The sequence below is a fragment of the Kitasatospora sp. NPDC015121 genome, from assembly GCF_055562955.1.
Genome location: NZ_JBVHEH010000020.1, coordinates 121,674 through 145,875 on the forward strand (window position 1 = coordinate 121,674; position 24,202 = coordinate 145,875).

Annotated in this window: 15 protein-coding genes; 4 read left to right on the forward strand and 11 right to left on the reverse strand. The window is 76.5% G+C overall.

Annotated elements, in window-relative coordinates; translation table 11 throughout:
* Positions 1 to 5 precede the first annotated feature (5 nt).
* The 7 genes from ACZ3J7_RS28040 to ACZ3J7_RS28070 form a co-directional block, all read right to left on the reverse strand.
* Positions 6 to 209 carry an MbtH family protein gene (locus ACZ3J7_RS28040; protein WP_465625744.1) on the reverse strand — a complete coding sequence of 68 codons (204 nt, stop codon included), beginning with the start codon at positions 207 to 209 and terminating at the stop codon, positions 6 to 8.
* A 76-nt stretch (positions 210 to 285) separates the two neighbouring features.
* Positions 286 to 1,605, reverse strand: a complete 1,320-nt coding sequence (locus ACZ3J7_RS28045) for an MFS transporter (protein ID WP_465625747.1) — start codon at positions 1,603 to 1,605, stop codon at positions 286 to 288.
* A 44-nt stretch (positions 1,606 to 1,649) separates the two neighbouring features.
* Positions 1,650 to 5,639 (reverse strand): non-ribosomal peptide synthetase, encoded by a 3,990-nt coding sequence (locus tag ACZ3J7_RS28050; protein WP_465625749.1) that lies wholly within the window; start codon positions 5,637 to 5,639, stop codon positions 1,650 to 1,652.
* Between the two features lie 78 nt (positions 5,640 to 5,717).
* A complete protein-coding gene (locus ACZ3J7_RS28055; protein WP_465625751.1) occupies positions 5,718 to 12,404 on the reverse strand; it encodes an amino acid adenylation domain-containing protein in 6,687 nt (2,228 codons plus the stop codon).
* Positions 12,404 to 15,586, reverse strand: coding sequence for an amino acid adenylation domain-containing protein (locus ACZ3J7_RS28060; protein WP_465625753.1), 3,183 nt, complete (start codon positions 15,584 to 15,586; stop codon positions 12,404 to 12,406). The genes ACZ3J7_RS28055 and ACZ3J7_RS28060 overlap by 1 nt, the downstream gene beginning before the upstream one ends.
* Complete coding sequence (locus ACZ3J7_RS28065) at positions 15,583 to 15,879, reverse strand: acyl carrier protein (protein ID WP_465625755.1); 297 nt, start codon at positions 15,877 to 15,879, stop codon at positions 15,583 to 15,585. Before ACZ3J7_RS28065 ends, ACZ3J7_RS28060 begins: the two co-directional genes overlap by 4 nt.
* 473 nt (positions 15,880 to 16,352) lie before the next feature.
* Positions 16,353 to 16,961, reverse strand: a complete 609-nt coding sequence (locus ACZ3J7_RS28070) for a TetR/AcrR family transcriptional regulator (protein WP_465625758.1) — start codon at positions 16,959 to 16,961, stop codon at positions 16,353 to 16,355.
* 137 nt (positions 16,962 to 17,098) lie between these two features.
* Here ACZ3J7_RS28070 and ACZ3J7_RS28075 point away from each other — a divergent pair, with 137 nt between their 5' ends.
* Positions 17,099 to 17,890, forward strand: a complete 792-nt coding sequence (locus ACZ3J7_RS28075; protein WP_465625759.1) for a phosphatase PAP2 family protein — start codon at positions 17,099 to 17,101, stop codon at positions 17,888 to 17,890.
* Between the two features lie 72 nt (positions 17,891 to 17,962).
* On the opposite strand, the gene ACZ3J7_RS28080 is transcribed toward ACZ3J7_RS28075, so the two are convergent.
* Positions 17,963 to 18,637 (reverse strand): CBS domain-containing protein, encoded by a 675-nt coding sequence (locus tag ACZ3J7_RS28080; RefSeq protein ID WP_465625796.1) that lies wholly within the window; start codon positions 18,635 to 18,637, stop codon positions 17,963 to 17,965.
* 29 nt (positions 18,638 to 18,666) lie between these two features.
* Positions 18,667 to 19,167 carry a universal stress protein gene (locus ACZ3J7_RS28085; protein WP_465625761.1) on the reverse strand — a complete coding sequence of 167 codons (501 nt, stop codon included), beginning with the start codon at positions 19,165 to 19,167 and terminating at the stop codon, positions 18,667 to 18,669.
* 216 nt (positions 19,168 to 19,383) lie between these two features.
* Between ACZ3J7_RS28085 and ACZ3J7_RS28090 the strand changes: the two genes are divergently transcribed.
* Positions 19,384 to 20,271: a universal stress protein gene (locus ACZ3J7_RS28090; protein ID WP_465625763.1), complete on the forward strand. Its 888-nt coding sequence runs from the start codon at positions 19,384 to 19,386 to the stop codon at positions 20,269 to 20,271.
* A gap of 106 nt (positions 20,272 to 20,377) precedes the next feature.
* Here the strand turns inward: ACZ3J7_RS28090 and ACZ3J7_RS28095 are convergent, their stop codons facing one another.
* Positions 20,378 to 20,812, reverse strand: a complete 435-nt coding sequence (locus ACZ3J7_RS28095) for a DoxX family protein (RefSeq protein WP_465625765.1) — start codon at positions 20,810 to 20,812, stop codon at positions 20,378 to 20,380.
* Positions 20,813 to 21,103: 291 nt separating this feature from the next.
* Between ACZ3J7_RS28095 and ACZ3J7_RS28100 the strand changes: the two genes are divergently transcribed.
* Both ACZ3J7_RS28100 and ACZ3J7_RS28105 read left to right on the forward strand, forming a co-directional pair.
* Positions 21,104 to 21,712, forward strand: coding sequence for a GNAT family N-acetyltransferase (locus tag ACZ3J7_RS28100; RefSeq protein WP_465625767.1), 609 nt, complete (start codon positions 21,104 to 21,106; stop codon positions 21,710 to 21,712).
* A gap of 187 nt (positions 21,713 to 21,899) precedes the next feature.
* On the forward strand, positions 21,900 to 22,967 hold the full coding sequence (locus tag ACZ3J7_RS28105) for a phosphatidylinositol-specific phospholipase C domain-containing protein (RefSeq protein WP_465625769.1): 1,068 nt from the start codon (positions 21,900 to 21,902) through the stop codon (positions 22,965 to 22,967).
* Between the two features lie 30 nt (positions 22,968 to 22,997).
* On the opposite strand, the gene ACZ3J7_RS28110 is transcribed toward ACZ3J7_RS28105, so the two are convergent.
* Positions 22,998 to 24,026 carry a TIGR03617 family F420-dependent LLM class oxidoreductase gene (locus ACZ3J7_RS28110; protein ID WP_465625798.1) on the reverse strand — a complete coding sequence of 343 codons (1,029 nt, stop codon included), beginning with the start codon at positions 24,024 to 24,026 and terminating at the stop codon, positions 22,998 to 23,000.
* Positions 24,027 to 24,202 lie beyond the last annotated feature (176 nt).

Genomic DNA, 24,202 nt, shown 5'->3' on the forward strand with positions numbered 1-24,202 from the left:
GCTCCTCAGCGCACGCCGAGCGGGCGCAGGTCGGTCCAGACCGTCTCCACGTGCTCCAGGCACGCGGCCCGGCTGCCCCGGAACCCGGTCTCCTGCCAGCCGCCCGGCACCGGTACCGCGACCGGCCAGACGGAGTACTGCTGCTGCGCGTTGCGCACGACGGTGTGCACCGGCCCGTCGGCCGGTACGGGGTGCTGCTGCTCGGTCATGAACTGGCCTTTCGGAGGGCGCGCCGGGCCGACGGGGCCCGGCGCGCGGGGAAGGGGGGTGGTCCGGGAGCTGGGGTCAGGCGGCCGCGGGGGCGTCCTCGTCGGCCAGCGGCTGCGGCAGCTCCTGCCGCAGCCGGGCCAGCGAGGAGAACACCAGCGGCACCAGCGCCGAGCACAGGCCCAGCGTGGTCACCACGATCGTGGTGCGCAGGCCGAGCGCCGCGCCCAGCGCACCGCCGACCAGCGCGCCGACCGGGGCGATGCCCATGGCCAGGAAGCGGTTGGTGGCGGCGACCCGGCCCTGCAAGCGGTCCGGAGTGATCACCTGGCGGATCGTCAGGATGTTGATGTTGTTGGCGGTGCCGAACGCGGCGAACAGGAAGTTGATCAGCGTCAGCACGACCACCGCGAACACGCCGTTGCCGTGCACCAGCGCGATGAACGGCGTCACCAGGTTGGCGATCAGCCCGGTCAGCACCAGCGTCGGCCCGTAGCCGAACCGCTTCGGCAGCCGGCCGGCGAACAGCGCGCCCAGCATGAACCCGGGCCCGAGGCCCGCCAGCACCAGGCCGATCGAGAACGCCGACAGGCCCAGCGTGCGCGGCAGGTACTGCAGGTAGGCCACCTCGAACGCCGCGTAGGAGAGGTTGAACAGCGAGGCCATCAGGCTCATCGCCCGCAGCGGCTCGTGCCCGAACACCACCCGCAGGCCGTCCCTGACCTGCCGCAGCGTGCCGCGCCAGCCCGGTGAATCGGCCTGCTCGGGCGCGTCCTCCCGGTGCCGGATCAGCACGATGTTCAGCACCGACAGCAGGTACGAGACGGACGCGGCGACCACCGCGACCGGCGCCGTCAGCCACTGGATCAGCACACCGCCCAGCGCCGGGCCGCCGATGGTCGCCGCCGACTGGCTGGCCCCCAGCAGCGAGTTGCCCGCGCCCAGGTCCTCCCGGTCCACCAGCCGGGGCAGGTACGCCTGCCCGGCCACGTCGAACAGCACGGTGAAGCAGCCCGCCGTGAAACCGAGCAGGTACAGCCAGCCGATGCCCAGCGCGTGCAGCCAGTACAGCACCGGCACCACGGCCAGCACCGCGGCCCGGCCCAGGTCGGCACCGATCATCAGCGAACGGCGCCGCACCCGGTCCACCAGCACGCCGGCGAACAGCGAGACCAGCAGGTACGGCAGGTTGATCACCGAACTGAGCAGGCCCACCTCCCGGGACGACGCGGACAGCGCCAGCACCGCGGTCAGCGGCAGTGCGATGGTGCTGATCTGCGCGGCGAACAGCGACGCCGTCTGCCCCGTCCACAGCTTGACGAAGTCGGCGTTCCGCCACAGGTTCGGGCGTTTCGGCGGCCGGACGTCGGCCTGCGGGTCGGTGGTGGCGCTGGACATGGGCGGCTCCCGGATCGTTCGGAGGGGTGGTTGTCGACAGGGGGTCAGCGGGGGGCGGGCACGCCCTGCGGGCGGCCGGCCAGCGAAGCCTCGACGCGGGCGGCGACCTGCCCGACGTTCGGCGGCTCCAGCATCGAGAAGTGCGTGCCGGGGGACTCGTCGATCAGCAGCCGGCCGTCGATCCGCCCGGTCCAGCCGAAGTCCCAGCCGGTGAACAGCTCGGTCTCGGCGCGCACCAGCAGCACGTCGCCGGGCAGCGGATCGCGCGGCGCGTCCCGGTAGGCGAGCAGCGCGCGGGCGTGCCGCTGGTAGAGCCGCACCAGCCGGCGCAGGTCCTCGGCGTTGGCGGCGTCCGCGCGCTCGTCCTCGGTGCCCCGGGTCAGCTCCAGCACCCGGCGGATCCGCTGCTCCTCGTCCAGTGCCGCCAGCTCCTCCTCGGTGACCGGCAGCCGGTGGCCGAACGCGCCGATGATCGCGGCCGCCTCGGAGACCGCGTAGCGCGGCGGCACCGGGTCGTCGATGCTCGCGCTGACGATGGTCAGCGAGGCCACCTCCTCGCCGCCGGCCCGCAGCTGGCGGGCCATCTCGTACGAGACCATGCCGCCCATGCACCAGCCGCCCAGGTGGTAGGGGCCCTGCGGCTGCACGGCGCGCAGCTCGGAGAGGTAGAACGCGGCGATCTCCTCGACCGTCTCCGGCCGGGGCACCTCCGGGCCCGCGTACTCGGGGGCCTGCACCGCGTAGAACGGCCGGTCCTCGTCCAGCACGCCCACCAGGTCCGTGTAGCAGAAGACGCTGCCGCCCAGCGGGTGCACGAAGAACAGCGGCGGCTTGCCGCCGGTGGAGCGCAGCGGCACCAGCACGCCCGAGCCGGTCGCCGGCGCGGCCGCGCCGGGCTCGGCGGCGGCGTCGATCAGTGCGGCGAGCTTCGCCACCGTGCCGTTCTCGAACAGCGCCGCCACCGGCACCTCGGCGTCGGTGAACTCGCCCAGCCGCATCACGACCCGCAGCGCCGAGATCGAGTCGCCGCCCAGCGCCAGGAACGAGTCGGCGGCACCGACCCGCTCCACGCCCAGCACGTCCGCCCACAGTTCGGCCACCGCCCGCTCGGTGTCGGTGCGCGGCGCCACGAACGCGGCCGCCGCCGAGTCGTCGCGCTCCGGCGCGGGCAGCGCCGCCCGGTCGACCTTGCCGTTCGGCGTCAGCGGGAACGCGTCCAGCAGCACGAACGCGCTCGGCACCATGTACGCGGGCAGCGCGGCGGCCGCCAGCTCGGCCAGCTCCGCCGGGGTGGGCGCGGACCCTCCGCCCGTGGTCAGGTACGCCACCAGGCGGGTCTCGCCCGGCTGGTCGTGCCGCGCGGCCAGCACCACCCGGCCCACGCCCGGATGGGTGGCCAGCACCGCCTCGATCTCGCCCAGTTCGATCCGGTAGCCGCGCACCTTCACCTGGTGGTCGGTCCGGCCCAGGAACTCCAGCTCCCCGTCGGGGAGCCGCCGCACCACGTCGCCCGTGCGGTACAGCCGGGAGCCGTCGGCCGCGAACGGGTCCGGCACGAACCGGTCCGCGGTCAGCCCCGGACGCCCCAGGTAGCCGCGGGCCAGCCCGTCGCCCGCGACGTGCAGCTCGCCCGGCACCCCGTCCGGCACCGGCGCCAGCAGCGCGTCCAGCACGTGCAGCCTGGTCCGGGCCACCGGCGTGCCCAACGTCACCGGGTCGCCGGGCCGCAGCTCGCGCAGGCTCGACCAGATCGTCGTCTCGGTCGGCCCGTACGCGTTCCACACCCGGGCGAACCGGGCGGTCAGCGCCGCCGCGGTCTCCGGCGGCAGCGCCTCACCGCCCGACACCACCCGCAGCCACGGGTCCGACTCCAGGCCCGCCTCCAGCAGCAGCCGCCAACTCGACGGCGTGGCCTGGACGATGGTCGGCGCGCTGGCCCGCAACCGGGCCAGCAGCGCGGGCCCGTCCACCGCCCGCTCCGCCGCCAGCACCAGCTCGGCCCCGGCCAGCAGCGGCAGGTACACCTCCAGCGCCGCGATGTCGAAGGACAGCGAGGTGACCGCCAACCAGCGGTCGGCGGACGTCACCTCCAGGTCCCGCTCGAAGGACAGCAGCAGGTTGCGCAGCGCCCCGTGCGGCACCTGCACGCCCTTCGGACGGCCGGTGGAACCCGAGGTGTAGATGGTGTACGCCAGGTGCTCCGGGCCGGCCGACGGCGGCGGCTGGTGCCCGGGCCGGTCGGCGGCGGTCGCGGCCGTGACGGTCAGCACCTCGGGGCCCCCGGCCGTGCCGGTGCCCAGGGTGCCCGCCAACTCCGGCGCGGTGAGCAGCAGTCGCAGTCCCGAGTCGGCCACCATGTGGGCCAGCCGGTCGGCCGGGTAGTCCGGATCCAGCGGCACGTAGGCGCCACCCGCCTTCAGCACCGCCAGCAGGCTCACCACCAGCTCCACCGAACGGGGCAGGTGCACGCCCACCAGCACGTCCGGCCCCACCCCCGCCTCCTTGAGCCGCCACGCCAGCCGGTTCGAACGCTCGTGCAGCTCCCGGTGGCTCAGCAGCACGTCGCCGAACCGCAGCCCCGGCGCCTCCGCCGCCGCCCGGGCCGCCGCACCGCCCGGCCCGCGCGCGGCCAGCAGCTCCGGCAGCGTCGCCGGATCCGCCGCGAACACCTCCCCGTCGCGCGGCCCGGTCCGCAACCGCTCCCGCCGCTCCGGCGCCAGCAGGTCAGCGGCCAGCGCGGGCGCCTGCGGGTCCGCCGCCAGCGCCACCAGCGCCCCCGCGTAGTACCCCGCGTACTCGGCGATCCGCTCCGGCGCGAACCTCGCCTGGTCGTAGTTCAGCCGCAACCCGATCCGCCCGGAGACCGGGTCGGTGGAGAAGTTCGCGGTGAACGGGAAGTTCGTCTGCTCGAAGAACTCGCCACCGGCGACCGTCAGCTGCTCCAGCTTCAGGTCGTAGCCGCGGAAACTGCGGTGGTCCACCACCGTCTCGAACAGCTCCGGCCGGTCCAGGTCCTGCAGCAGCTGCGCCATCGGGTAACGGCGGTACGGCAGCGCCTCGCTCTCCGCCCGGTGGATCCGCCGGGCCACGCCGATCCAGCTCTCGCCCGCCAGCTCCACCACCAGCGGCAGCGTGTTGAGGAAGAGCCCGACCACCCGGTCCCCGTCCGCGGTCTCCGGCCGGCCGTTGCCCACCCGCCCGGTCACCACCCGGGTCCGGCCGGACAGCAGCGCCAGCACCCGGGCGTGCGCCGCGAACAGCACCGCCTTCACCGGCAGCCGGGCCTCCCGCGCCACCCGGTGCAACGCGTCCGAGAGCCCCGCCGACAGCGGCACCTCGTACAGCCGCGAGGTGCGCACCGCCGCCCGCCCCGGATCCTCCAGCCGCGGCAGCCCGGTCAGCTCGGTGCCGGCCAGCTCCCCGGCCCAGTAGGCCCGGGCCGCCGGATCCGCCAGCGCCTCCCGCTCCAGCGCCAGGTAGTCGCGGAACCGGGTCACCGGCGGCGCGACCGGCTCCGGCACCCGGCCCGCCAACCGGGCGTCGTAGCCCGTCAGCAGGTCGGCGGTCACCAGTGACAGGCTCCACCCGTCCAGCACCGCGTGGTGGAAGCTCAGGTGCAGCAGGTACTCGCGCTCGGCCAGCAGCTGCGCGTGCAGCCGCAGCAGCGGCGGCGCGCCCAGGTCGAACGGCCGCGCCTTCTCCGCCCGCACCCACTCCTCGGTGCGGCGGCGCTGCTCGGCCGGCTCCAGGTCGCGCAGGTCCTCCACCGTCAGCGGCGTCGGCACGGCCGCGTGCACCAACTGCACCGGCTCGCTGAACCCGGCCAGGTCGACGGCGCTGCGCAGGACGTCGGCACCGGCCAGCACCCCGGCGAGCGCCGCCCGCAGCGCCTCCTCGTCGAAGCCGCCGAGCAGTCGGACGGTGGAGATGTCGTGGTACGTCGGGGTGTCGTGCTCCAGCAGGCTGTGGAAGAGCATGCCGGCCTGCAGCCTGCTCAGCGGGTAGGCGTCGGTGATGTCGGCGATCGAGGACACTTCTGGCTTCTCTCCGGCAGAAAGGGCGGACGGGACGGGGACGTTCGGCGGAACGGCGGAACGGTGGAACGGCGGGGATCAGCGGCGGCGCAGGCGGGCCAGGTCGGCGGGGGAGAGCAGGCCGAAGTCGGCCGGCTGCCTCGTCCCCCCGGCGGCGGCCGGGGCCGGACCGGGCCGGTGCGCGGCCAGCCGGGCGGCCAGGTCGGCGACCGTCCGGTGGGCGAACAGGTCGGCCAGCTCCAGCGGCAGGCCGCGCTCGCGGGCCAGACCGGTGATCCGGACGGCGTGCATGGAGTCACCGCCGAGAGCGAAGAAGTCGTCGTCCGCCCCCACCCGGTCCAGCACCAGCACCTCCTGCCAGAGCTCGGCCAGCACCCGCTCCGCCCCCGCTCCCGGCGCCCGGTAGCGCTGCTCCGGTCCGGCCTCCCGCGAGGGCGCCGGCAGCGCGGCCCGGTCGACCTTCCCGCTGGGCGACAGCGGCAGCCGCTCCAGCACCACGAACGCGCTCGGCAGCATGTGCTCCGGCAGCGACCGCGCCAGCGCGGCCCGCAACCCGGCCCGGTCCGGCAGCGCCTCCGGGGCGGCGTCCGCGCCCGCCGGGGCCGCCGTGCCCGCCGGGGCCAAGTACGCGGTGATCCGGCGGTCGCCCGGATGGTCCTCGCGGACCGTCACCACCGCGTGGCCGACGCCCGGCACGGCGGCCAAGGCGGCCTCGATCTCGCCGAGTTCGATCCGGAAACCGCGGACCTTGACCTGGTGGTCGGTCCGGCCCAGGTACTCGATCAGGCCGTTCGGCAGCCACCGCGCCAGGTCCCCGGTGCGGTACAGCCGGGAGCCGTCGGCCGCGAACGGGTCCGGGACGAAGCGGTCGGCGGTCAGCCCCGGACGGCCGCCGTAGCCCCGGGCCAACTGGACTCCGCCGAGGTGCAGTTCACCCGGAGCGCCGATCGGGACGGGGGACAGGAAGCGGTCCAGCACGTACGCCCGGGTGTTGGCGATCGGGGTGCCGATCGGCAGCGACGGGCGGTTCCAGGACGGACTGGAGGACCAGCGGGTGACGTCCACCGAGGCCTCGGTCGGACCATACAGGTTCTCCAACCCGGCCCCCGGCAGCGCGCGGTGGAAGCGCTGGGCGAGTTCGGCGGGCAGGGCCTCGCCGCTGCACACCACCAGCCGGAGCGAGGAGCAGGCCGCGGCCTCCGGGACGTCCAGGAACCCGGCCAGCATCGGCGGCACGAAGTGGCAGACCGTCACCCCCTCGGCGCGGATCAGCCCGGCCAGGTAACCGGGGTCGCGCTGCCCGCCCGGCCGGGCCAGCACCAGCGCGGCGCCGGACAGCAGCGGCCAGAACAGCTCCCAGACCGAGACGTCGAAGCTGATCGGGGTCTTCTGCAGCACCACGTCCCCGGCGTCCAGCCGGTACGCCTCCTGCATCCAGCGCAGCCGGTTGACGATGCCCCGGTGGGGCACCTGCACGCCCTTGGGACGGCCGGTGGAACCGGAGGTGTAGATGGTGTACGCCAGGTGGTCGGGCCCGGCGGACGGCGGCAGCGGGCCGTCGGGCAGGCCCGCCGCCGGGTCGGCGTCCGCGCCGAGCAGCAGGACCTCGGCGGCCCCGGCATGCTCGGCCAGGCCCTCCCGGGTCCCGGTCAGCAGCACCCGGGCGCCGGAGTCGGCCAGCATGAACTCCAGCCGGGCGGGCGGGTAGCCGGGGTCGAGCGGCAGGTAGCTGCCGCCCGCCTTGAGAACCGCGAGCAGCGCCACCAGCAGCTCGGCCGAGCGCTCCAGGTGCACGCCGACCACGCCGTCCGGACCGACACCCGACGCGCGCAGCCGCCGCGCCAGGCGGTTCGCCCGGCGGTGCAGCTCCGCGTAGTCGAGGGACCCGCCCGCGAAGCGCAGCGCGGTCGCGTCCGGGGTGCGCCGGGCCTGCTCCTCCAGCAGCGCGGTCAGCGTGTCCGCCGCGTCGCGCCCGGCGGGCCGGTGCGGGGCGGCGTCGTCCTCGGCGGGCCGGTGCGGGGCGACGTCGTCCCCGGTGGGCCAGCGCACCGCCGTGTCGTTCCAGCGGTGCAGCAGCAGTTCGCGCTCCTGCGGGCCGAGCAGGTCCAGCAGCCGCACCGGGCGGCGCGGATCGGCGACGGCCTCGGTGAGGGCCCGGGAGAAGTGGCCGAGCAGCCGCTGCGCGGTGGCCTCGTCGAACAGGTCGGCGTCGTAGTCGAGCCAGCCCAGGATCTCCGTCCCGGTGTCCCACATCCGCAGCGCCAGGTCGAACTGGCTGTTCGCCTCGGTGGCCTCGACCAACTCGGCCCGGACCCCCGGTGCCTCGAACGACCCGAAGCGGACGTTCTGCAGGGCGAACAGCACCTGCGTCAACGGGCCCCGGGAGAGGTCCCGTTCGGGCGCGTGCGCGCCGACCAGCGGACCGAAGGGCGTCTCCTGGTGCTCCAGCGCACCCAGCGCGCTCTCCCGCACCCGGCCGAGCAGGTCGGCGAAACCGGGCTCGCCGCTCAGGTCCAGCCGCACCGGCACGGTGTTCACGAAGCAGCCGACCACCCGCTCGAACTCCGGCCGGGGCCGGTTCGCCGCCGGGGTCGCCACCAGGAACCGGTCCTGCCCGGCGTACCGGGCCAGCACCGTCGCGAAGCCCGCCAGCAGGGTCATGAACAGCGTGCCGCCGTGCTCCGTCCCGAGGGCCCGCAGCCGGGCCGCCGTCCCCGGACCGATCCGCACCCGGCTCCGCCCGCCCCGGTGCGCCTGCACCGGCGGCCGGGGCCGGTCGGTCGGCAGGTGCAGCACGGTCGGCGTGTCACCCAGGTAGCCGGCCCACCACTCCAGCAGCTCCGCCAACCGCGCCCCGCCCAACTCGGCCCGCTCCCACCGGGCCACGTCCGCGAAGGACGGCACGTCCCCGGGCACCGGGCCCTCCCCGGCCGGGTCGTCCCCGGCCAGCGCACGGCGGTAGGCGGCGGCGAGGTCGTCCACCAGCACCCCGAAGGACCAGCCGTCGAAGACCAGGTGGTGCGCGGTCAGCACCAGCAGCGCCCGCTCCGGTCCGGCGCGCAGCAGCGCCACCCGCAGCAGCGGCGGCGCGGCCAGGTCGAACGGCAGCTTGCTCTCCCGCATCGCCTCCGCGAGCAGCGACTCCCCGTCCGCACCCGCCAGTTCGGCCACCCGCACCCGGACGGCCGCCTCCGCGTCCACCACCTGCACGGGGGCGCCGTCCACCAGCCGCACGGCGGTCCGCAGCGCCCCGTGCCGGGCCACCACCGCGTCCACCGCCCGCTGCAGCGCGGACGGTTCGAGCGGACCGGTGATCCGCAGCACCAACGGCATGGTGTATGCGGTGTCCCCGGGACGCAGCTGGTGCTCCAGCCAGATCCGCTCCTGGGTCCAGGAGAGCGGCGCCGGGCCGGCACCGCGCGGGATCGGGAGGGGGATGCCGGACCCGGAGCTCCCGGGAACCGCGGCGTCGAGCAGCGCGGCCAGCGCGGCGACGGTCGGGCGCGCGAACAGCTCGCGCAGGGTCGGCTCGACCCCGAACTCCCGGGCGATCCGGGCCCGGACCTGGCCGAGCAGCAGCGAGTGCCCGCCCAGCGCGAAGAAGTCGTCGTTCGCGCCGATCCGCTCCCGCCGCAGCACCTCGCCCCAGATCCCCGCCAACCGGGCCTCGGTCCCCGGCGCCGGCACCACGTGCTCCGCCACGGCGGCCTCACCCGCACCCCTGGCCGCCAGCGCGGCACGGTCCGGCTTGCCGTTGGCGGTCAGCGGCAGCGCGGACGGGAACAGGTACCCGACCGGCACCTTGTACTCCGGCAGCCGGGCCGCCAGCGCCCGGCGCAGCGCGCCCGCGTCCACCCCGGGACGCCCCGCCTCGCGCACGACGTGCGCCACCAGGCGACGCCCGCCCTCCGGCGCCGGGAGGTCCACCACGGCCGCCGCCCGGACACCGGGCAGCGCCAGCAACTCCCGCTCCACCTCGGCCGGTTCGACCCGGAAGCCGCGGACCTTCACCTGCCGGTCGGCCCGCCCCAGGTACTCCACCAGCCCGTCCGGCCGCAACCGCCCCAGGTCACCGGTCCGGTACACCGGCCAGGCGTCACCGAACGGACTCGCGGCGAACCCGCTCCGGACCACCCCGGCCTCGCCGTCCTCGCTCCCGCCGGTCCTGTCGGCCTTCCGGCCCTCCGCCGCCCCGCTGGCGGCGTAGCGGGCCAGGTGCGGGGTGCGGACGACGATCTCGGCCACCTCCCCGACCGCCGCCGGCCGGTCGCCGGCGAGCAGCAGCAGCTGCACGCCCTCGATGCCGGGGCCGACCGGGACGGTGCCGTGGTCGGCGGGGGCGGGGCGGCCGCCCGGGCGGGCGAGGTGGGTGGAGACCGCCTGGGGGGTCTCCGTGGTGCCGTACAGGTTGAGGAGGTCGGCGGCGGGGGCGAGTCGTGCCCAGCGTCGGACGGTCGTCCAGGGCAGTTCGGCCCCGCCGAAACCGGCCAGCCGCAGGGCCGGCCAGGCGGGACGGGCGGTCCCGGGGTCGCCGGTCCGTTCGGCGGCGTCCGCCAGCGCGGCGCCGAGGCCCGGGGTCAGGTGGGTGACGGTGACGGCGCGGTCGGCGAGTTCCGCGGCCAGGGCGTCGAAGTCCCGGACGTCGGCCGTCGGCAGGACCGCCGCCGCGCCCGCCCACAGCGGGGCCAGCAGGTCGCGCAGCAGCGGGTCGTGGCCCAGGCCGGACAGGACCGAGAAGCGGTCCCCGGGGCCCACCTCGAAGGTGTCGGCGTACCAGTCGAGGAAGTGCAGCAGCGGTCCGTGCGTGCCCACGATCCGGCGCGGCCGGCCGGTGGTGCCGGAGGTGAACGACACGTACGCCGGGTCGCCCGGGGCGGAGCGCACCGGCCAGTCGGCGGCGGGCGGCTCGGCACCCGTCCCGCTCGCTTCGGTGAGGAACGCGGCGAGGTCCAGCACGGCCGAGCCCCGGGCGGCGGCCGGGGTGGGCGTGTCGGGGGCGGCCGACAGCCAGGCGCGCGGCGCGAGTTCGGCCGCCCGCAGGGCGGTCTCGGCGGCCGGGTGGTCCGCGTCCAGCAGGGCGAACGCGGCGCCGGCGCCGAGCGTGCCGAGCAGGGCCGGGACGAGCAGCGGGGTGCGGGCGGCGTGCACGGCCACGGTGTCGCCGGGGGCGACCCCGTGCCGCCGCAGCCAGTGCGCGACCCGGAGCGCGGCCGTGTGCGTCTCGGCGTAGGACCAGGTCCGGTCCGGGCCGATCAGCGCGGGCCGGTCCGGGGCGGACCGGGCGTGGGCCGTGATCCGGTCCACCAGCGGTTCGGGGTGGCGGGCGGGCAGCGGCAGCGAGGTGTCCGGGTGCAGCTGCCGGGCCAGCGGGGTGCCCGGGTCGACCGCGGACAGCGGGAGTTCGGGGTCGGCGACGGCTCCGGCCAGGACGGCGGCCAGCTGGTCGAGCAGGTCGGCGATCCGTTCCGGCCCGAACAGTCCGGCGTCGTACAGGGCGTCCAGCCGGAGCCGGCCGTCCTGCTCGGAGACGTAGAGGGTCAGTTCGAACTTGCTGTCCAGGGTGGTGAAGGGCAGCTGTTCCACGGCGCAGCCGGGGAACTCCGGTGCGGCGACCGGCGGCAGCACGTTGAAGAACACCGGCACCGGTTCGGCCGGGCCGCCGTCGGCGCGCTCCGCGACCAGCCGGTGCACCGGCACCCGGGCGTGGCCGAAGGCGCCCCGGGTGCTGTCGCGGACCCGGTCGAGCAGCTCGGCGAAGTGGGCCGCGCCGGTCAGGTCGACCCGCAGCGGCAGGGTGGTGAGGAAGCAGCCCAGCAGCCCGTGCTGGGCCGCGCCGCGGGTGGAGACCGGGCTGCCCACCAGCAGGCGCTCCCGCCCGGTCTGCCGGGCCAGCACCAGGCCGAACGCCGCCAGCAGCACGCTGTGCCGGGTGGCCCGCCGGCTCCGGCCCAACGCGTCCACCTGCTGGGACAGTTCCGCCGGGAGCAGCAGCCCGGCCCGGCCGCCGGGCCGCTTCCGCCCCGGCGTGCGGGCGGCGTCGGCCGGCAGCTCCAGGGTGCGCGGAACACCGTCCAGGTACGCCCGCCACCACTCCAGGTCGGCCGCCGCCCGCCGGTCGAGTCCGTGTTCCGCACCGTCTCCGGTGTCCGCCCAGCCGGTGCCTCCAGCGCCGCGCTCGGCCCGGGCCGCGTCGGCGAACTGCTGGCGCACCGGCGGGAGTTGCGGCTCGATCCGGCCCAGGGCGGCCCGGTAGGCGGTGGACAGCTCGGCGAAGAACACCCCGAACGACCAGCCGTCGAACACCAGGTGGTGCACCACCACGACCAGCAGCCACTCCTGCGGACCGGTGCGCAGCAGCTCGGCCCGGGCCGGCGGCCCCTGCTCCAGCGGGAACCGGCCGAGCGCCAATTCCCGCACCGCCCGGTCGGCCTCCTCCGGTCCACCGGCCTCCCGCAGGTCGCGGACCCGGAGCCGGATCCGGGCCTCCCCGACCGGCAGCACCCGCTGGCGGGGCTCGCCGTCGCCGGGTTCGAACACCGTGCGCAGCGCGCCGTGCCGGGCCACCACCGTGTCCAGGGCGGTCTGCAGCGCGTCCGGGTCGAGGACGCCGCGCACCCGGTGCACCACCGGCATGTGGTAGCCGGTGCCGCCGGGGCTGAGCTGCTCCTCGAACCAGATCCGCTCCTGGGTCCAGGAGAGCGGGGCCGGTTCGGGGACGGCGGCGTCGGACGTGCGGAGCCCGGCGGGCGCGAGGGTGTCGCTCATCACAGGTCCTTCTCGATCAGGGAGGCCAGTTCGGAGGTGAACAGACCTGCCAGCAGGGCGAGTTCGTCATGGGGCAGCAGGCCGGCCGGGGCGATCAGGGAGCCGGAGAGCAGGTCGCCGTCCTCCCACAGTTCGCAGCACAGCTCCGCCTGCGGGCCGAGCGGCGGGGACGGCCGGGGCGTGAACCGCAGCTCTCCCGCGGCCGCCGGCGGGGTGACCCGCTGGAGCACCAGCAGGTTCTGGTAGAGCGGCATCCGCCCGCCGGCGGGGCGTGGCGCCAGCGCGGCCAGCGCGTCCGTGGGCAGGACGGCGTGCTCCAGCGCGGCCAGCAGCCGCTCCCGCACCACCGCCGCGGCCCCGGCCCCGGAGAGGCCCGTCCCGCCGGAGAGCCGGACCGGGACGCCGTTGGCGAAGTAGCCGACGGCGTGCTCCTGCTCGGGGGTCCGCCCGGCCACCACGGTGCCGACGGCCAGGTCGTCCTGCCCGCTCCGGGCGGACAGCGCCCGCCACCAGGCGGTGAGCAGCGGCACCAGCGCCGGACTGCGCCCCCGCGACGCGGCCCGGCGCAGCCGGAGCCCGGTGCCCGCCGGCAGTTCCAGCGGCAGGGACACCGCCGGGGAGGTCCACAGCCGGCGCAGCGGCAGCCCGCCCCCGGCGGGCAGCGCGAGCGGTGGCAGATCCGCCAACTCGGCTTCCCAGAAGGCACGGTGGACGCCGTCCGGATCCGGGTCGGGGGCCGGAGCGGGCGGCGGGACGGCCTGCACCGGTCGGCCCGCGTAGGCCGCGGCCAGGTCCCGGAGCAGAATCTCCTCGGAGCGGGCGTCGTAGCCGCTGTGGTGCACCGCGAGCAGCAGCAGGTGCCGCCGGTCCGGGCCGAGCAGCAGCCCGGCGGCGAACAGCGGACCGTGTTCGAGGTCGTGCACGGCGGCGGCCACCTCGGCCGACAGCTCCTGCTCGTCCGGAAGGCGCGGGCCGTCCGGGGAGGCCGGCCGGACCAGCAGCGGCACCGCCCCGGCGCCGTCGGCGGTCTCCCGGACGGGCCGGCCGTCGCGCAGCGGATAGCGGGCGCGCAACGCCGGGTGGGCGGACCGGACCTCGGCCAGCGCCCGGGCCAGCCGGTCGGGATCGACCGGGCCGGTCAACTCGACCCGGCCGAGCGCGACGTGGCCGGGGGCCCCGGGCGCCAGCCGCTCCGCCAGCCAGAACCGCCGTTCGCCGGGGGTGAGTTCGTGGGACGCGGTCGCCACCGCCGGGCCCCGCCCGGAAGCGGTCCGCGCCGGGGTGCGGGCGGCCAGCCGCTCCAGCGCGCCGACGCTGCCCTCCCGGTAGATGTCCGCGGCGCTCAGCTCGACCCCGGTGAGCCGGCCGACCCGGGCCACCACCTGGAGCAGTCGCAGCGAGTTGAGGCCGAGCGCCACCAGGTCCTGCTCGGCGGTGAGTTCGGGACGGCCGAGCAGCGCGCGCACCTCCGCCAACACGTCCGTACCCCCGGCTCCGGTCCGGTCCGGGGCGACGGCTGCGACGGCGACGCCGGGGACCGGTACCGGCCGGGCGGCGCGCACCAGGCGCTCGACCGCCCGCAGGTCGGCCTTGCCGTTGCCACCCAGGGGTGCGGATGCCAGTGGCAGGTACTCCTCCGGGCGCAGGTGCGCGGGCAGCAGTTCGGCGGCCCGCCGGGCCACCGACTCGGCGGGCGGGGCGGGTTCGGCCTCACCGGTGTAGGCGCAGACGGTGCCGGTGACGGTGCCCGCCGGGTCGCGCAGCGGCACCAGGAACGCCTCGCGCACCCCCGGCACGGCCGCGACCGCCCGCTCGACCTCCCCGGGCTCGATCCGGTAGCCGCGCAGCTTGAACTGCCGGTCCGCGCGGCCGACGTACGCCAGGCGGCCCCCGGCGTCCATCCGCACCAGGTCGCCGGTGCGGTAGGCGCGCAGCTCCCGGCCGTCGGGCAGGGCGAGCCGGGTGAAGCGGCGGGCGTCCTCCTCCGGCCGGTTCAGGTAGCCGAGGGCCAACCCGCTCCCGCCGACCAGGAGTTCGCCCGTCTCGCCGACGGCGACCGGCCGGTCCCCGGTGTCCACGACGGCCAGCACGGTGTCCCGCAGGGCGCGGCCGATCGGCACGCCGTCCGGGGCGGCCAGGTCGTCCGGCGAGACGTCGTGCGCCGAGACGAAGACCATCGACTCCACCGGCCCGTACCCGTTGCTCAGCCGCAGCCCCGGTACGGCGGCCAGCACCCGGCCCAGGTGCGGCGGGGAGACCCGCTCGCCGCCGGTCAGCAGCTGGTCCAGCCCGGCGAAGGCCGCCGGATCCTCGTCCGCGATCAGGTTGAGCAGCGAGCTGGTCAGCCAGAGCGTGGTGACCCCCTGCTCGCGGACCAGGCGGCGCAGCGCCTGCGGGGTGAGCAGCGGCTGCTCCGGCTCGACGCAGCAGCCGCCGTTCAGCAGCGGGCCGAACAGCTCCAGCGCGCCCGCGTCCCAGGACGGCGCGGCCAGCAGCGGCATCACCGTCCGGGGGCCGAAGGAGGCGTACTCGGCGTCCAGGAAGGTCCGCAGGAACGCGCGGTGCGGCACCAGGACGCCCTTGGGCCGACCGGTGGAGCCGGAGGTGAAGAAGACGCAGGCGGGGCTCGCCGGGCCGGTGCCGGGGTGCGGCAGCGGCAGCGGCAGCGCCTCCGGCTCCCGCCCGGTCGGCCCGGACGGCTCGGGCGGCTCGGGCGGCAGGGTGCGGACCCCGCCGGGGAGCCGGTCGAGCACGGTGTCCAGTTCCGGGTTCCCACCGCGTGGCAATCCCGTCGCACCCGCCGCACCCGCCGCACCCGTCGCGTCCAGCAGCAGCGGGGCGTCCAACTCGGTGAGCACCTCCGCCAGCCGGGCGGCGGGCCAGCGCGGGTCCAGGGCGGCGTACGCGCCGCCGGCCAGCCAGATGCCGAGCGCGGCCGCCGCGAAGTCCGCACCGGGGCGGGCCAGCACCGGCACCAGGTCGCCCGGGCCGACCCACGGCGTCAGCAGGTCGCGTAACGCACCGGCCCGCCGGGCCAGCGCGGCGTAGTCGACGTCCTGCCGCCCCGCGCGGCGCAGCGCGGGTGCGGCGGGTGCGTGGCGGACCCGGGCGAGGAACGCCCGGTCGGCGGTGGCCTGCTCCGGAGCGCCCGGCCGGGGGCCGACGGCGAGTGAGGGGTTCACGGCGCCGACGGTCCCGCGACGGCCCCCGGCGCGGCCGGCCCGGCGGACGGGGCCCAGGCCCGCGCCACCGTCGCGGCCAGCTCGTCCGGGGTGGACTCCAGGACGTCGAGGAAGTCCACCTCGACCCCCCAGAGCTCCTCGATCCGGGCGACCACCAGCACGGCGCGGAACGAGTCCCCGCCGTGGGCGACGAAGGACCCGTCACCGGGTATCCCGACGCCCAGCGCCTCGGCCACGAGAGACCGGACCAGGGCGGGGTCCGGTGCTTCTCCGGTGCGGACCGGGTGTGTCATCGAATCCACCTTTCCCACATATTGAAAAGACGTCGGCGCGATTCCGGACAGCGCGATATTCGGGCGCCCGTCGCGTTGATTGCGCATGTGTGTCACGCGTTTCATGGCAGGCGTGTGAACGCGCGTGAAATCTGCCTGAAGCGGCCCCGGTGCACGGCGCGCCAGGAAGGAAAATCCCTGCTCAGAGCAGGTGTGGGTCGTCAAGAGCCCGCAGCGTCAGGGCTCTTCAGTACGTGCGACAACAGGAACGGCGGACGGGCCGGCGGCCCTGCCCGGTGCCGAGCGGAGCGGCCGTGCTTCGAATCCGGTGAAATGCGCGTTCTGCTGCGCCGGTCACGGCTACCCCCTTTTCCCGTCGGCTCGCCCACTCTATGCGGATCTACCCGGAACCTGTCAACGCGCGCCGGGTAAAGGCGAATGTGAATTTCCCGGCCGGAATGTGTACGGCCGGGCGGGGGAGGGGAACGGGCCGGTCAGGCCAGGCCGAGCGCGGGCAGGACGGCGGCCTCCACGTACCGCGCCAGGTACTCCGCGTCGGCGGGTCGGCCGGAGACCAGCGGCCTGATCCGGGTCATGCCGAAGATCATCCCCGGTACGAACTCCAGGGCCGGGTGGTCGGCGGCCACCTCGCCGCGCCGCACGCCGCGCCGCAGGACGTCCTCCAGCGCCGCGACCTCGGGGGCGATCACCGTCTCCCGCACCGCGTCCCGCAGGTCGCTGTCGGTCATCACCGCGTAGCCGAGGGCCTGCAGCAGGGCGGTGTCGTGCTCGGACCAGGCCCCGGCGGCCGCCGCCGCCCGGCGCAGGTCGCCGGCCAGCGAGCCGGTGTCGATCCCCGCGCAGCGCGGCTGCCGCCCGGCCCGCAGGGCGGCCGCGACGAACCGGGCCTTGCTGCCCCACCGCCGGTACAGCGTCGACTTGCCGCACCGGGTGCGGGCGGCCACGCCCTCCATGGTGACGGCCTGGTAGCCGTGGGTGCGGACCTCGTCCAGCACCGCCTCGAAGAACTCCCGCTCGCGCTCGGAGCTGATCTTCGACCGGGAGGAGGCGGCGTCCGGGCGGGGGGCGTTCGGTGGCGTCATGCCGTCCCCGTCGGGTCGGTGCGGTGAAGGACGAATGTACGATGCACAAACCATCGATACGTTCACGTATCGATACGTCAGCGTATCGACAGACCGGGGCCCCGTCCAAGCGGCGCGCCCGGGACGGAGGGGGCAGGGTGCACGTCCGAACGGAACCCGCCGAACCCCGGGCGGGAGCGCGAACGGCGGCGGCCCGGCCGCCGCTGGTACGGGAGCTGCTGCTGGTGGCGGGGTTGTTCCTGGTCTACAAGCTCGGCCGCCGCCTGGCCATCGGCCACACCACCGCCGCCTTCCACAACGCCGACCGGGTCTGGGACCTGGAACGCGCCGCCCACCTCCCCGGCGAGGGCGGCGTGCAGTCGCTGCTGCTGCACAGCGGCACGGTGGTGCACCTGGCGAACACCTACTACGCGACCGTGCACTTCCCCGCGACGGTGCTCTTCCTGGTCTGGCTGTACGTCCGCCGCCCCGCCCACTACCTCTGGTCGCGCCGGGTGCTGGCCGCCGTCACCTCGGTCGCGCTGGTGCTGCCGTTCGCCTTCCCGCTGGCCCCGCCGCGGATGCTGGCGTCCACCGGCCTCCAGGACACCGCCCGCCTCTACGGACCCTCGGTGTACGGCCCGCCGAGCGCCGACCACCTCTCCAACCAGTTCGCCGCGATGCCCTCGCTGCACTTCGGCTGGGCGCTGATGGTGGCGATCGGCCTGATCACCGCCACCCGCTCGCGCTGGCGCTGGCTGTGGCTGCTGCACCCGCTGGTCACCCTGACCGTGATAGTCGGCACGGCCAACCACTACTGGCTGGACTCGATCGCGGCGACCCTGATGTTCGTGCTCGCCCTCACCTTCATCCGGGCCCCGGACCGCACCGGCCGCCCGCGCCCCCGCACCCGAGGCCGCCGGCACGCCCTGGCGACCGCCGCCGGCTGACCGCGCTCCCGGCCGACCGCGCTCCCGGCCGAGGAGCCGCCGGGCGGTGAGCGACCTGGGAGGGGCGGCCGCTCACCGCCCCGAGGCCGGGCGCGCCGCGTCCTCCTCGCGGTGGTCGACCAGCACGGTGACGTCCACGACCCCGTCCACGCCCCGGCACAGGCGTTCCAGGACCTCGACCAGGCCGCGCCGCTCCACCGTCCCGGCCAGCGTGACCCGGCCCTCCGCGACGGTGACGTCCAGGGCGTCCGGGGCGAGGCCCAGCGTCCGGTCCAGCAGGTCGTGCCGGATCTCCTCCCGGATCGCCCGGTCCGGCCGCAGGAAGAGCCGCAGCAGGTCGCTCCGGCTGACGATGCCGATCAGCCGCCCGGCCTCGTCGACGACCGGGAGCCGCTTGAGGTGCCCGTCCCGCATCCGGCGGGCCACCTCGACGGCCGTCCACTCCGGCCGGCAGCACAGCGCCGGCCGGCTCATCAGCCCCTCCGCGGTGGCGGCCCGGCTGCGGGCCGCCTGCCCGGGGGAGAGGCGCGGCGCGAGGATCAGACCGGACGGGTCCTCGCGCGCGCACTCGTTGAGCAGCAGGTCCGCCTCGGAGACGATCCCCAGCGGCCGGTCCTCGGCGTCCAGCACGGGCACCGCCGTGATGTCGTGCGCGGCGAGCAGCCGGACGATCTCCTTGAAGCCCGTCCCGGGCCGCACGCTCACCACCGGGCGGGTCATCAGCTCGCCCACCCTCCGGTGCCGCAGCGTCCCGCTGCCGGCCGCACGGTCGCGGATCACCGGGCACCCGCCCGGTCCGGGGCGTGGCGGACCACGACCACCGGGCACGGCGCGTGCTGGACGCACTTCCGGCCGACCGACCCCAGCAGCGTCCCGGCCGGTCCGCCCAGGCCGCGACTCCCGACCACCAGCAGCTCGGCGCCGCGCGCCGCGGCCGGCAGCGCCTCGACCGCGTCGCCCCGCACCACCCGGGTGGCGAACCAGACCGGCCGCCCGGGGTCGGACACCTCGGCGACCGCGCCGTCCAGCGTCCTGCGCGCCACGCCGGCGCCGAACCCCTCCTCGCCGGGGTGCCCGCCCCAGCCCGGCGCCGCCGCGTGCTGCCAGGCGGTCACCGCCTCGACGGCCGCCCCGACCGGGTGCGCCTGCCCGACGGCCCAGCGCAACGCGTCGACCGAGGCCGGCGACCCGTCCACCCCGACCACGATCCGCCGCGTCACCACGCCCTCCTCCCGCACGTCCCGTTCCCGTGCGTCCCGCTCCCGCACACCCTGCATGGCGGTTCCCTCCTCGCTCCGGTCGCTCCCGCTGCCGTGCCCCCAGCCTCGCCCGCTGGTGCCCGGCGGCGTAGGGCCGCCGGGGCCGACTCCGGGGACCGACGGTCCCGCCCCCGGAACGGGCCGGTCGGCCCTCGCCGGGTCCGGCGGGCCCGCCTACCGTGGGAGGTGATCCGGCCGTCACCGGACAACGGCCGCCGCAGCGGTGGAGGAGCCATGACGTCGCTCACCGGACCCCGCCCGATCGTGCTGGGCGTCGACGCCCGGCAGGTCAGCCCCGTGGTCGTCGGCTGGGCCGCCGACCAGGCCGAACGGCGCGGACTGCCGCTGCGGCTGGTGCACGCCGTCCCCGACGAGCCCCGCGACCGGCGCGGCGACGGCCCCGGCTACCTGCAGTCCCTGCGCGAGGCCGGGAGCGCCGCGCTGGAGAAGGCCGGGGGCATCGTGGCCGAACGCCACCCCGGGCTGCGCCCCGAGCCGGTCCTGCGGGACGGCGCCCCGGCCCCGGTGCTGTGCGCGGAGTCCGAACGGGCCGCGCTGGTGGTGCTGGGCACCCGCCGGCTGGGCCGCCTGGCCGAGGTGCTGAGCCGCTACTCGGTGACCGTTCCGGTCAGCGCCCAGGCCCGCTGCCCGGTGGCCGTCGTGCGCAAGCCCGAGCACACCACCCACCAGCCGCCGTACGTGGTCGTCGGCGTCGACGGCTCACCGGACTGCGGCCGCGCGGTGCGCTTCGCCGCCGACCTGGCCGCCCGCCGGGGCGCGGCGCTGCGCGCCGTCTGGGTCCGGCGCACCCCCGTGCGGCCGTTCGAGCCGCTGGAGGACGAACCGGAGGTCCGGCGGCGGCTGTTCGAAGCCACCGCGGGCTGCGCCGCCGACGAGCCCGACCTCGACCTCACCCACGAGGTCCTCGCGGGCGACCCCGTCGAGGAACTCGTCCGGGTCTCCGCCCACGCGCTGGCCGTCGTGGTCGGCCGCCACGGCCGGGGCGGCCTCACCGGCCTGCGGCTCGGCTCCGTCCCGCGCGGCCTGGTGCGCGGCGCGCCCTGCCCGGTGGTCACCGTCCCCGCCGATCCCGACCCCGACCCCGATCCCGACCCCGGCTGACGGTCCGACCGGGCGGGGTGGCCGGGCAGAGGCCCACGGCTCGGCCCCCCGCCCGGGGCCGAGCCGCGGGCGGGGGGCCGGTGGCCCGTGGCCCGGGGCCCGCGGGTCAGGCGACGGCGGGCTGCCGCACCGGCCGCCGCCGCAGCAGCCCGCCCAGCGCGAGCCCGCCCGGCCCGACGGCGGCGATCAGCAGGAACGCCCAGCAGAACATCGCGGACGCCTCGCCCCCGTTCTGGATCGGCCACAGCGCGTGCTCCTGGTGCACGCTGAAGTAGGCGTACGCCATCGACCCCGAGCAGATCAGCGCCGCCGGCCGGACGGCGATCCCGACCAGCACCAGGGCGCCGCCCACCAGCTGGATCAGCGCGGCCCACCAGCCGGGCCACTCGCCGACCTCCGGCGCCTTGCCGTGCGCGCCGCCGAGGACGCCGAACAGGGTCGCCGCCCCGTGGCAGGCGAACAGCAGCGACACCGCGATGCGGGCCAGACCGTGGACGGTGGGACGGGCGCGCTCGGCGAGCCGGGACAGCTCTTCGGACATGACGACTCCTCGTGTGGGACAGAACCTCGAACGGACGGGGGGAGCTCCCGGCGGCGGAGGGTGGCGCTGCCTTGCTTGATGGAGCGCCGACAATTCTGACGCGGCGTCATCTCCCGCGCCAAGCTCGGAAAGCTATGAGAATCCTCTGAGAATCGGCTGGACGCCCGCCGCGCGCCGCCGCCCGCCGCACGTCGCGCCGTCGCGGTGCCGCACGCCGTGCCGTCGCGGCGACGGCCGACCGCGACGGATTCCGTCGAGCGCCGGACCGCCCCGTCCGGCTACGGTGCGGCGGTGACCAGCAACGACCGGCCCGGCCCCGCCCGGCCCGCCATTCCCGCCGACCTCGACGCCGTGGTCTCCACCCTGACCAGCGCCTTCTTCCACGACCCGCTCTGGGGCCCGGCCTTCCCCGACCCGTCCCGGCGCGCCCGGCAGGCCGCCGCGATGTGGCGGCTGTACGCGACCTCCGCCCTGCGTTACCCCTGGACCCTGGTCACCCCCGGCGCGGAGGCCGTCGCCGTGTGGATCCCGCCCGGCGGCACCGAACTCACCGCACGCGAGGCCGAGGAGCTGCCGGAACTGCTCACCACGGCGGCGGGACCGGAGGCGGCCCGGGCCATCCTCGCCGTCTACGACCAGCTGGAGGCCGCCCACCCCGGCGTGCCCTGCTACTACCTCACCCTGCTCGGCGTCCACGCCGACCACCGCGGCAAGGGCCTCGGCATGGGCCTGCTCGCCCGCAGCCTGGAGCGGATCGACGCCCTCGGCGCCCCGGCCTACCTGGAGTCCTCCAACCCCGCCAACCTCGCCCGCTACCGCAGCGTCGGCTTCATCCCGCGCGAGGAGATCACCACCGCCACCGGCCACGTCGTCACCACCATGTGGCGCCCGGCCCGCTGAGGCGGCTCCCTCCCGCCGACCGCCCCCGTCGGACGCCCCGACCGTCCCCCGACCGCCGTGCCGGTTTCGTCCGGGCTTTGTTGTCATGTCACCTCAAGGACCCCCCGGATGGGCCATCCTGTTCGCTGACCGGCCGTCAGCCCGCGCCGGCCGTCCGACCGAACGACCGACCGTCCAGGGGGACCGCATGAACGTCCGTCGCACCGCAGCCCGTTCCGCCGTCACCGGGGCGGTGCTCGCCGCCGCCCTCCTCGGGCCCGTGCCGTGGGGGGCGGCCGCCGGCGCGGGGACGGCCGGGGACCGGCCGTTCGCCGGGAGCACCGGGGTGGGGCTGCACAACACGTACGACCCGGGCGCCTTCGGCTACCTCGCCCAGGCGTTGGACACCGGTACCGCGATGATCGAGCTGGACGTGTGGACCGATACCGTCACCAGGGAGTGGAAGGTCAGCCACTCCAACCCGCTCGGCAACGGCAACAACTGCGTCGCCGCCACCACCCCGGCGCAGCTGTACGGCGGCGGGACCAACAAGAACCTGGAGCACTGCCTCGACGACGTCCGGGTCTGGCTGGCCGCGCACCCGGCGGCCGGACCGCTCACGATCAAGCTGGAACTCAAGGGCGGGTACGCGGCCAACCTGGGCATGGGCCCGGCCCAGTTGGACGCGCTGATCGCCGCCCACCTCGGCGCCGCCGCCTTCCGTCCGGCCGACCTGCTGGCCAAGCCCGGCGGCGGCAGCTACGCCACGCTCGACGACGCCGCCCGGGCGGGCAACTGGCCGAGCCGGGCCGCGCTGGCCGGGCGCGCCCTGGTGTACGCGATCCCCGGCACGGTCGAGGAGGGCAACCCCTTCGACACCCTGCACACCGACGTCGAGGAGGCCCGCCACCTGCGCGACCTGGCCGCCGCCGGCCGGATCGGCGAGGCGCGGGTCTTCCCCGCCGTGCACGGCGCCGCCCCGGGCGACCCGCGCGGCGCGTACCCGGAGGCCACGATCCGCCCCTGGTTCGTGGTCTTCGACGGCGACGCCGCCGCGTACCTGAACGGCGTCGACACCGCGTGGTACGACCAGCGCCACTACCTGCTGACGATGACCGACGCGCAGAACGTCGCCCCGGCGATCAGCGCCACCGACCCGACGGCCGAGCAGGCCCGGGCGCGGACCGTCCAACTGGCCGCGGCGCACGCGTCCCTGGTCTCCGCCGACTGGCGGCACCTGCCCGAGGTGCAGTCACTGGTCCTCCCGCGCGGCTGACCCGTGGCGGGCCGGCGGGCCCGTGGCGGATCAGTCCAGCGCCCGGGCCGCCGCCAGGGTCTCCAGCAGCGGCGCCGGGTCGGTGCCGTCCGGGACGGTCAGGCAGAGGCGGTCGGCCAACGGGCCGTAGCGGTAGCGCAGTTCGCGGGCGGCCTCGGCGGGCGTGCCGGTGACGGCGAAGGCGCGCAGGACGGTGTCGTCCAGGGCCTCGCCCATCTCCTGCCAGCGGCCCCGGGTGGAGAGCCGGTGCAGCTCCTCCTGGAGGCCGCCCCAGCCGTGGGTCTCCAGGACCGGGCGGTAGGCGGGGGTGGAGGCGTAGAAGGCGAGCCGCTCCCGGACCAGGCGCAGGTTGGCCAGGTACTCGGGCTCGTCCCGGCCGGTGGCCACCAGCACGTTGGCGACCACCTCGAACGGGCGGGCGGTCCACGGCTCGCCCGCCGCCTCCGCCCCCGCCCGGGCCGCCCGGACGCCGGGCAGCACCCGCTCGGCCAAGTGCCGCGGCGTGCAGAACGGGTGGGCCAGGAACCCGTCCGCGACGGACCCGGCGGCGGCGGTCATCAGCGGCCCGACCCCGGCCAGCAGCAGCGGCGGCGGGCCGTACGGCAGCGGGTCGGGCGCGAACACCGGCGTCATCAGCGTGTGCCGGTAGAACTCGCCCCGGAACGCCAGCCGTTCACCGGTCTGCCAGCTGTGCCAGACCGCCCGGACCGCCGCCACGTACTCCCGCATCCGGGCGGCCGGCCGGTCCCACGGCATGCCGAACCGGCGCACCACGTGCGGCTTGATCTGCGTCCCGAGGCCGATCGCGGCCCGCCCGCCGGAGCTCTCGTGCAGCCCCCACGCCTGGTACGCCAGCACCATCGGGGTCCGGGCCAGCGCAACCGCCACCCCGGTGGCCAGCCCGATCCGCCCGGTCCGGTCCGCCGCCCGGGCCAGCTGCAGGAACGGGTCGTGCGAGGTCTCCGCGAGCCAGATCCGGTCGGCCCCGGACTCCTCGGCCAGCCGGGCCAGCCCGGGCGATTCGGCGGGCAGGGCGGTGGCGGCGAGATCGAATCGCATCACGGGGACTTCCTGGACGACGGGACGGCACTGACCGCCCGATGCTATGCGCCCGGCGCCCCCCGGGCGTCGCCGCAGATCCGCGCACCGGCGAACGGCCTTGACCGCGAACCCACTTGGGGCGTGTCGGTCCCTGGCCCACCGCCCCGCGCCCGTAGGGTCGGAACCCGGCGACA

What these genes read in the sequence shown, in the direction of transcription:
- ACZ3J7_RS28040 (WP_465625744.1), bottom strand. Translation starts at nt 209, where the DNA reads ATGACCGAGCAGCAGCACCCCGTACCGGCCGACGGGCCGGTGCACACC.
- ACZ3J7_RS28045 (WP_465625747.1), bottom strand. Translation starts at nt 1,605, where the DNA reads ATGTCCAGCGCCACCACCGACCCGCAGGCCGACGTCCGGCCGCCGAAA.
- ACZ3J7_RS28065 (WP_465625755.1), bottom strand. Translation starts at nt 15,879, where the DNA reads ATGACACACCCGGTCCGCACCGGAGAAGCACCGGACCCCGCCCTGGTC.
- ACZ3J7_RS28085 (WP_465625761.1), bottom strand. Translation starts at nt 19,167, where the DNA reads ATGCAGGGTGTGCGGGAGCGGGACGCACGGGAACGGGACGTGCGGGAG.
- ACZ3J7_RS28095 (WP_465625765.1), bottom strand. Translation starts at nt 20,812, where the DNA reads ATGTCCGAAGAGCTGTCCCGGCTCGCCGAGCGCGCCCGTCCCACCGTC.
- ACZ3J7_RS28090 (WP_465625763.1), top strand. Translation starts at nt 19,384, where the DNA reads ATGACGTCGCTCACCGGACCCCGCCCGATCGTGCTGGGCGTCGACGCC.
- ACZ3J7_RS28105 (WP_465625769.1), top strand. Translation starts at nt 21,900, where the DNA reads ATGAACGTCCGTCGCACCGCAGCCCGTTCCGCCGTCACCGGGGCGGTG.
- ACZ3J7_RS28070 (WP_465625758.1), bottom strand. Translation starts at nt 16,961, where the DNA reads ATGACGCCACCGAACGCCCCCCGCCCGGACGCCGCCTCCTCCCGGTCG.
- ACZ3J7_RS28055 (WP_465625751.1), bottom strand. Translation starts at nt 12,404, where the DNA reads ATGAGCGACACCCTCGCGCCCGCCGGGCTCCGCACGTCCGACGCCGCC.
- ACZ3J7_RS28110 (WP_465625798.1), bottom strand. Translation starts at nt 24,026, where the DNA reads ATGCGATTCGATCTCGCCGCCACCGCCCTGCCCGCCGAATCGCCCGGG.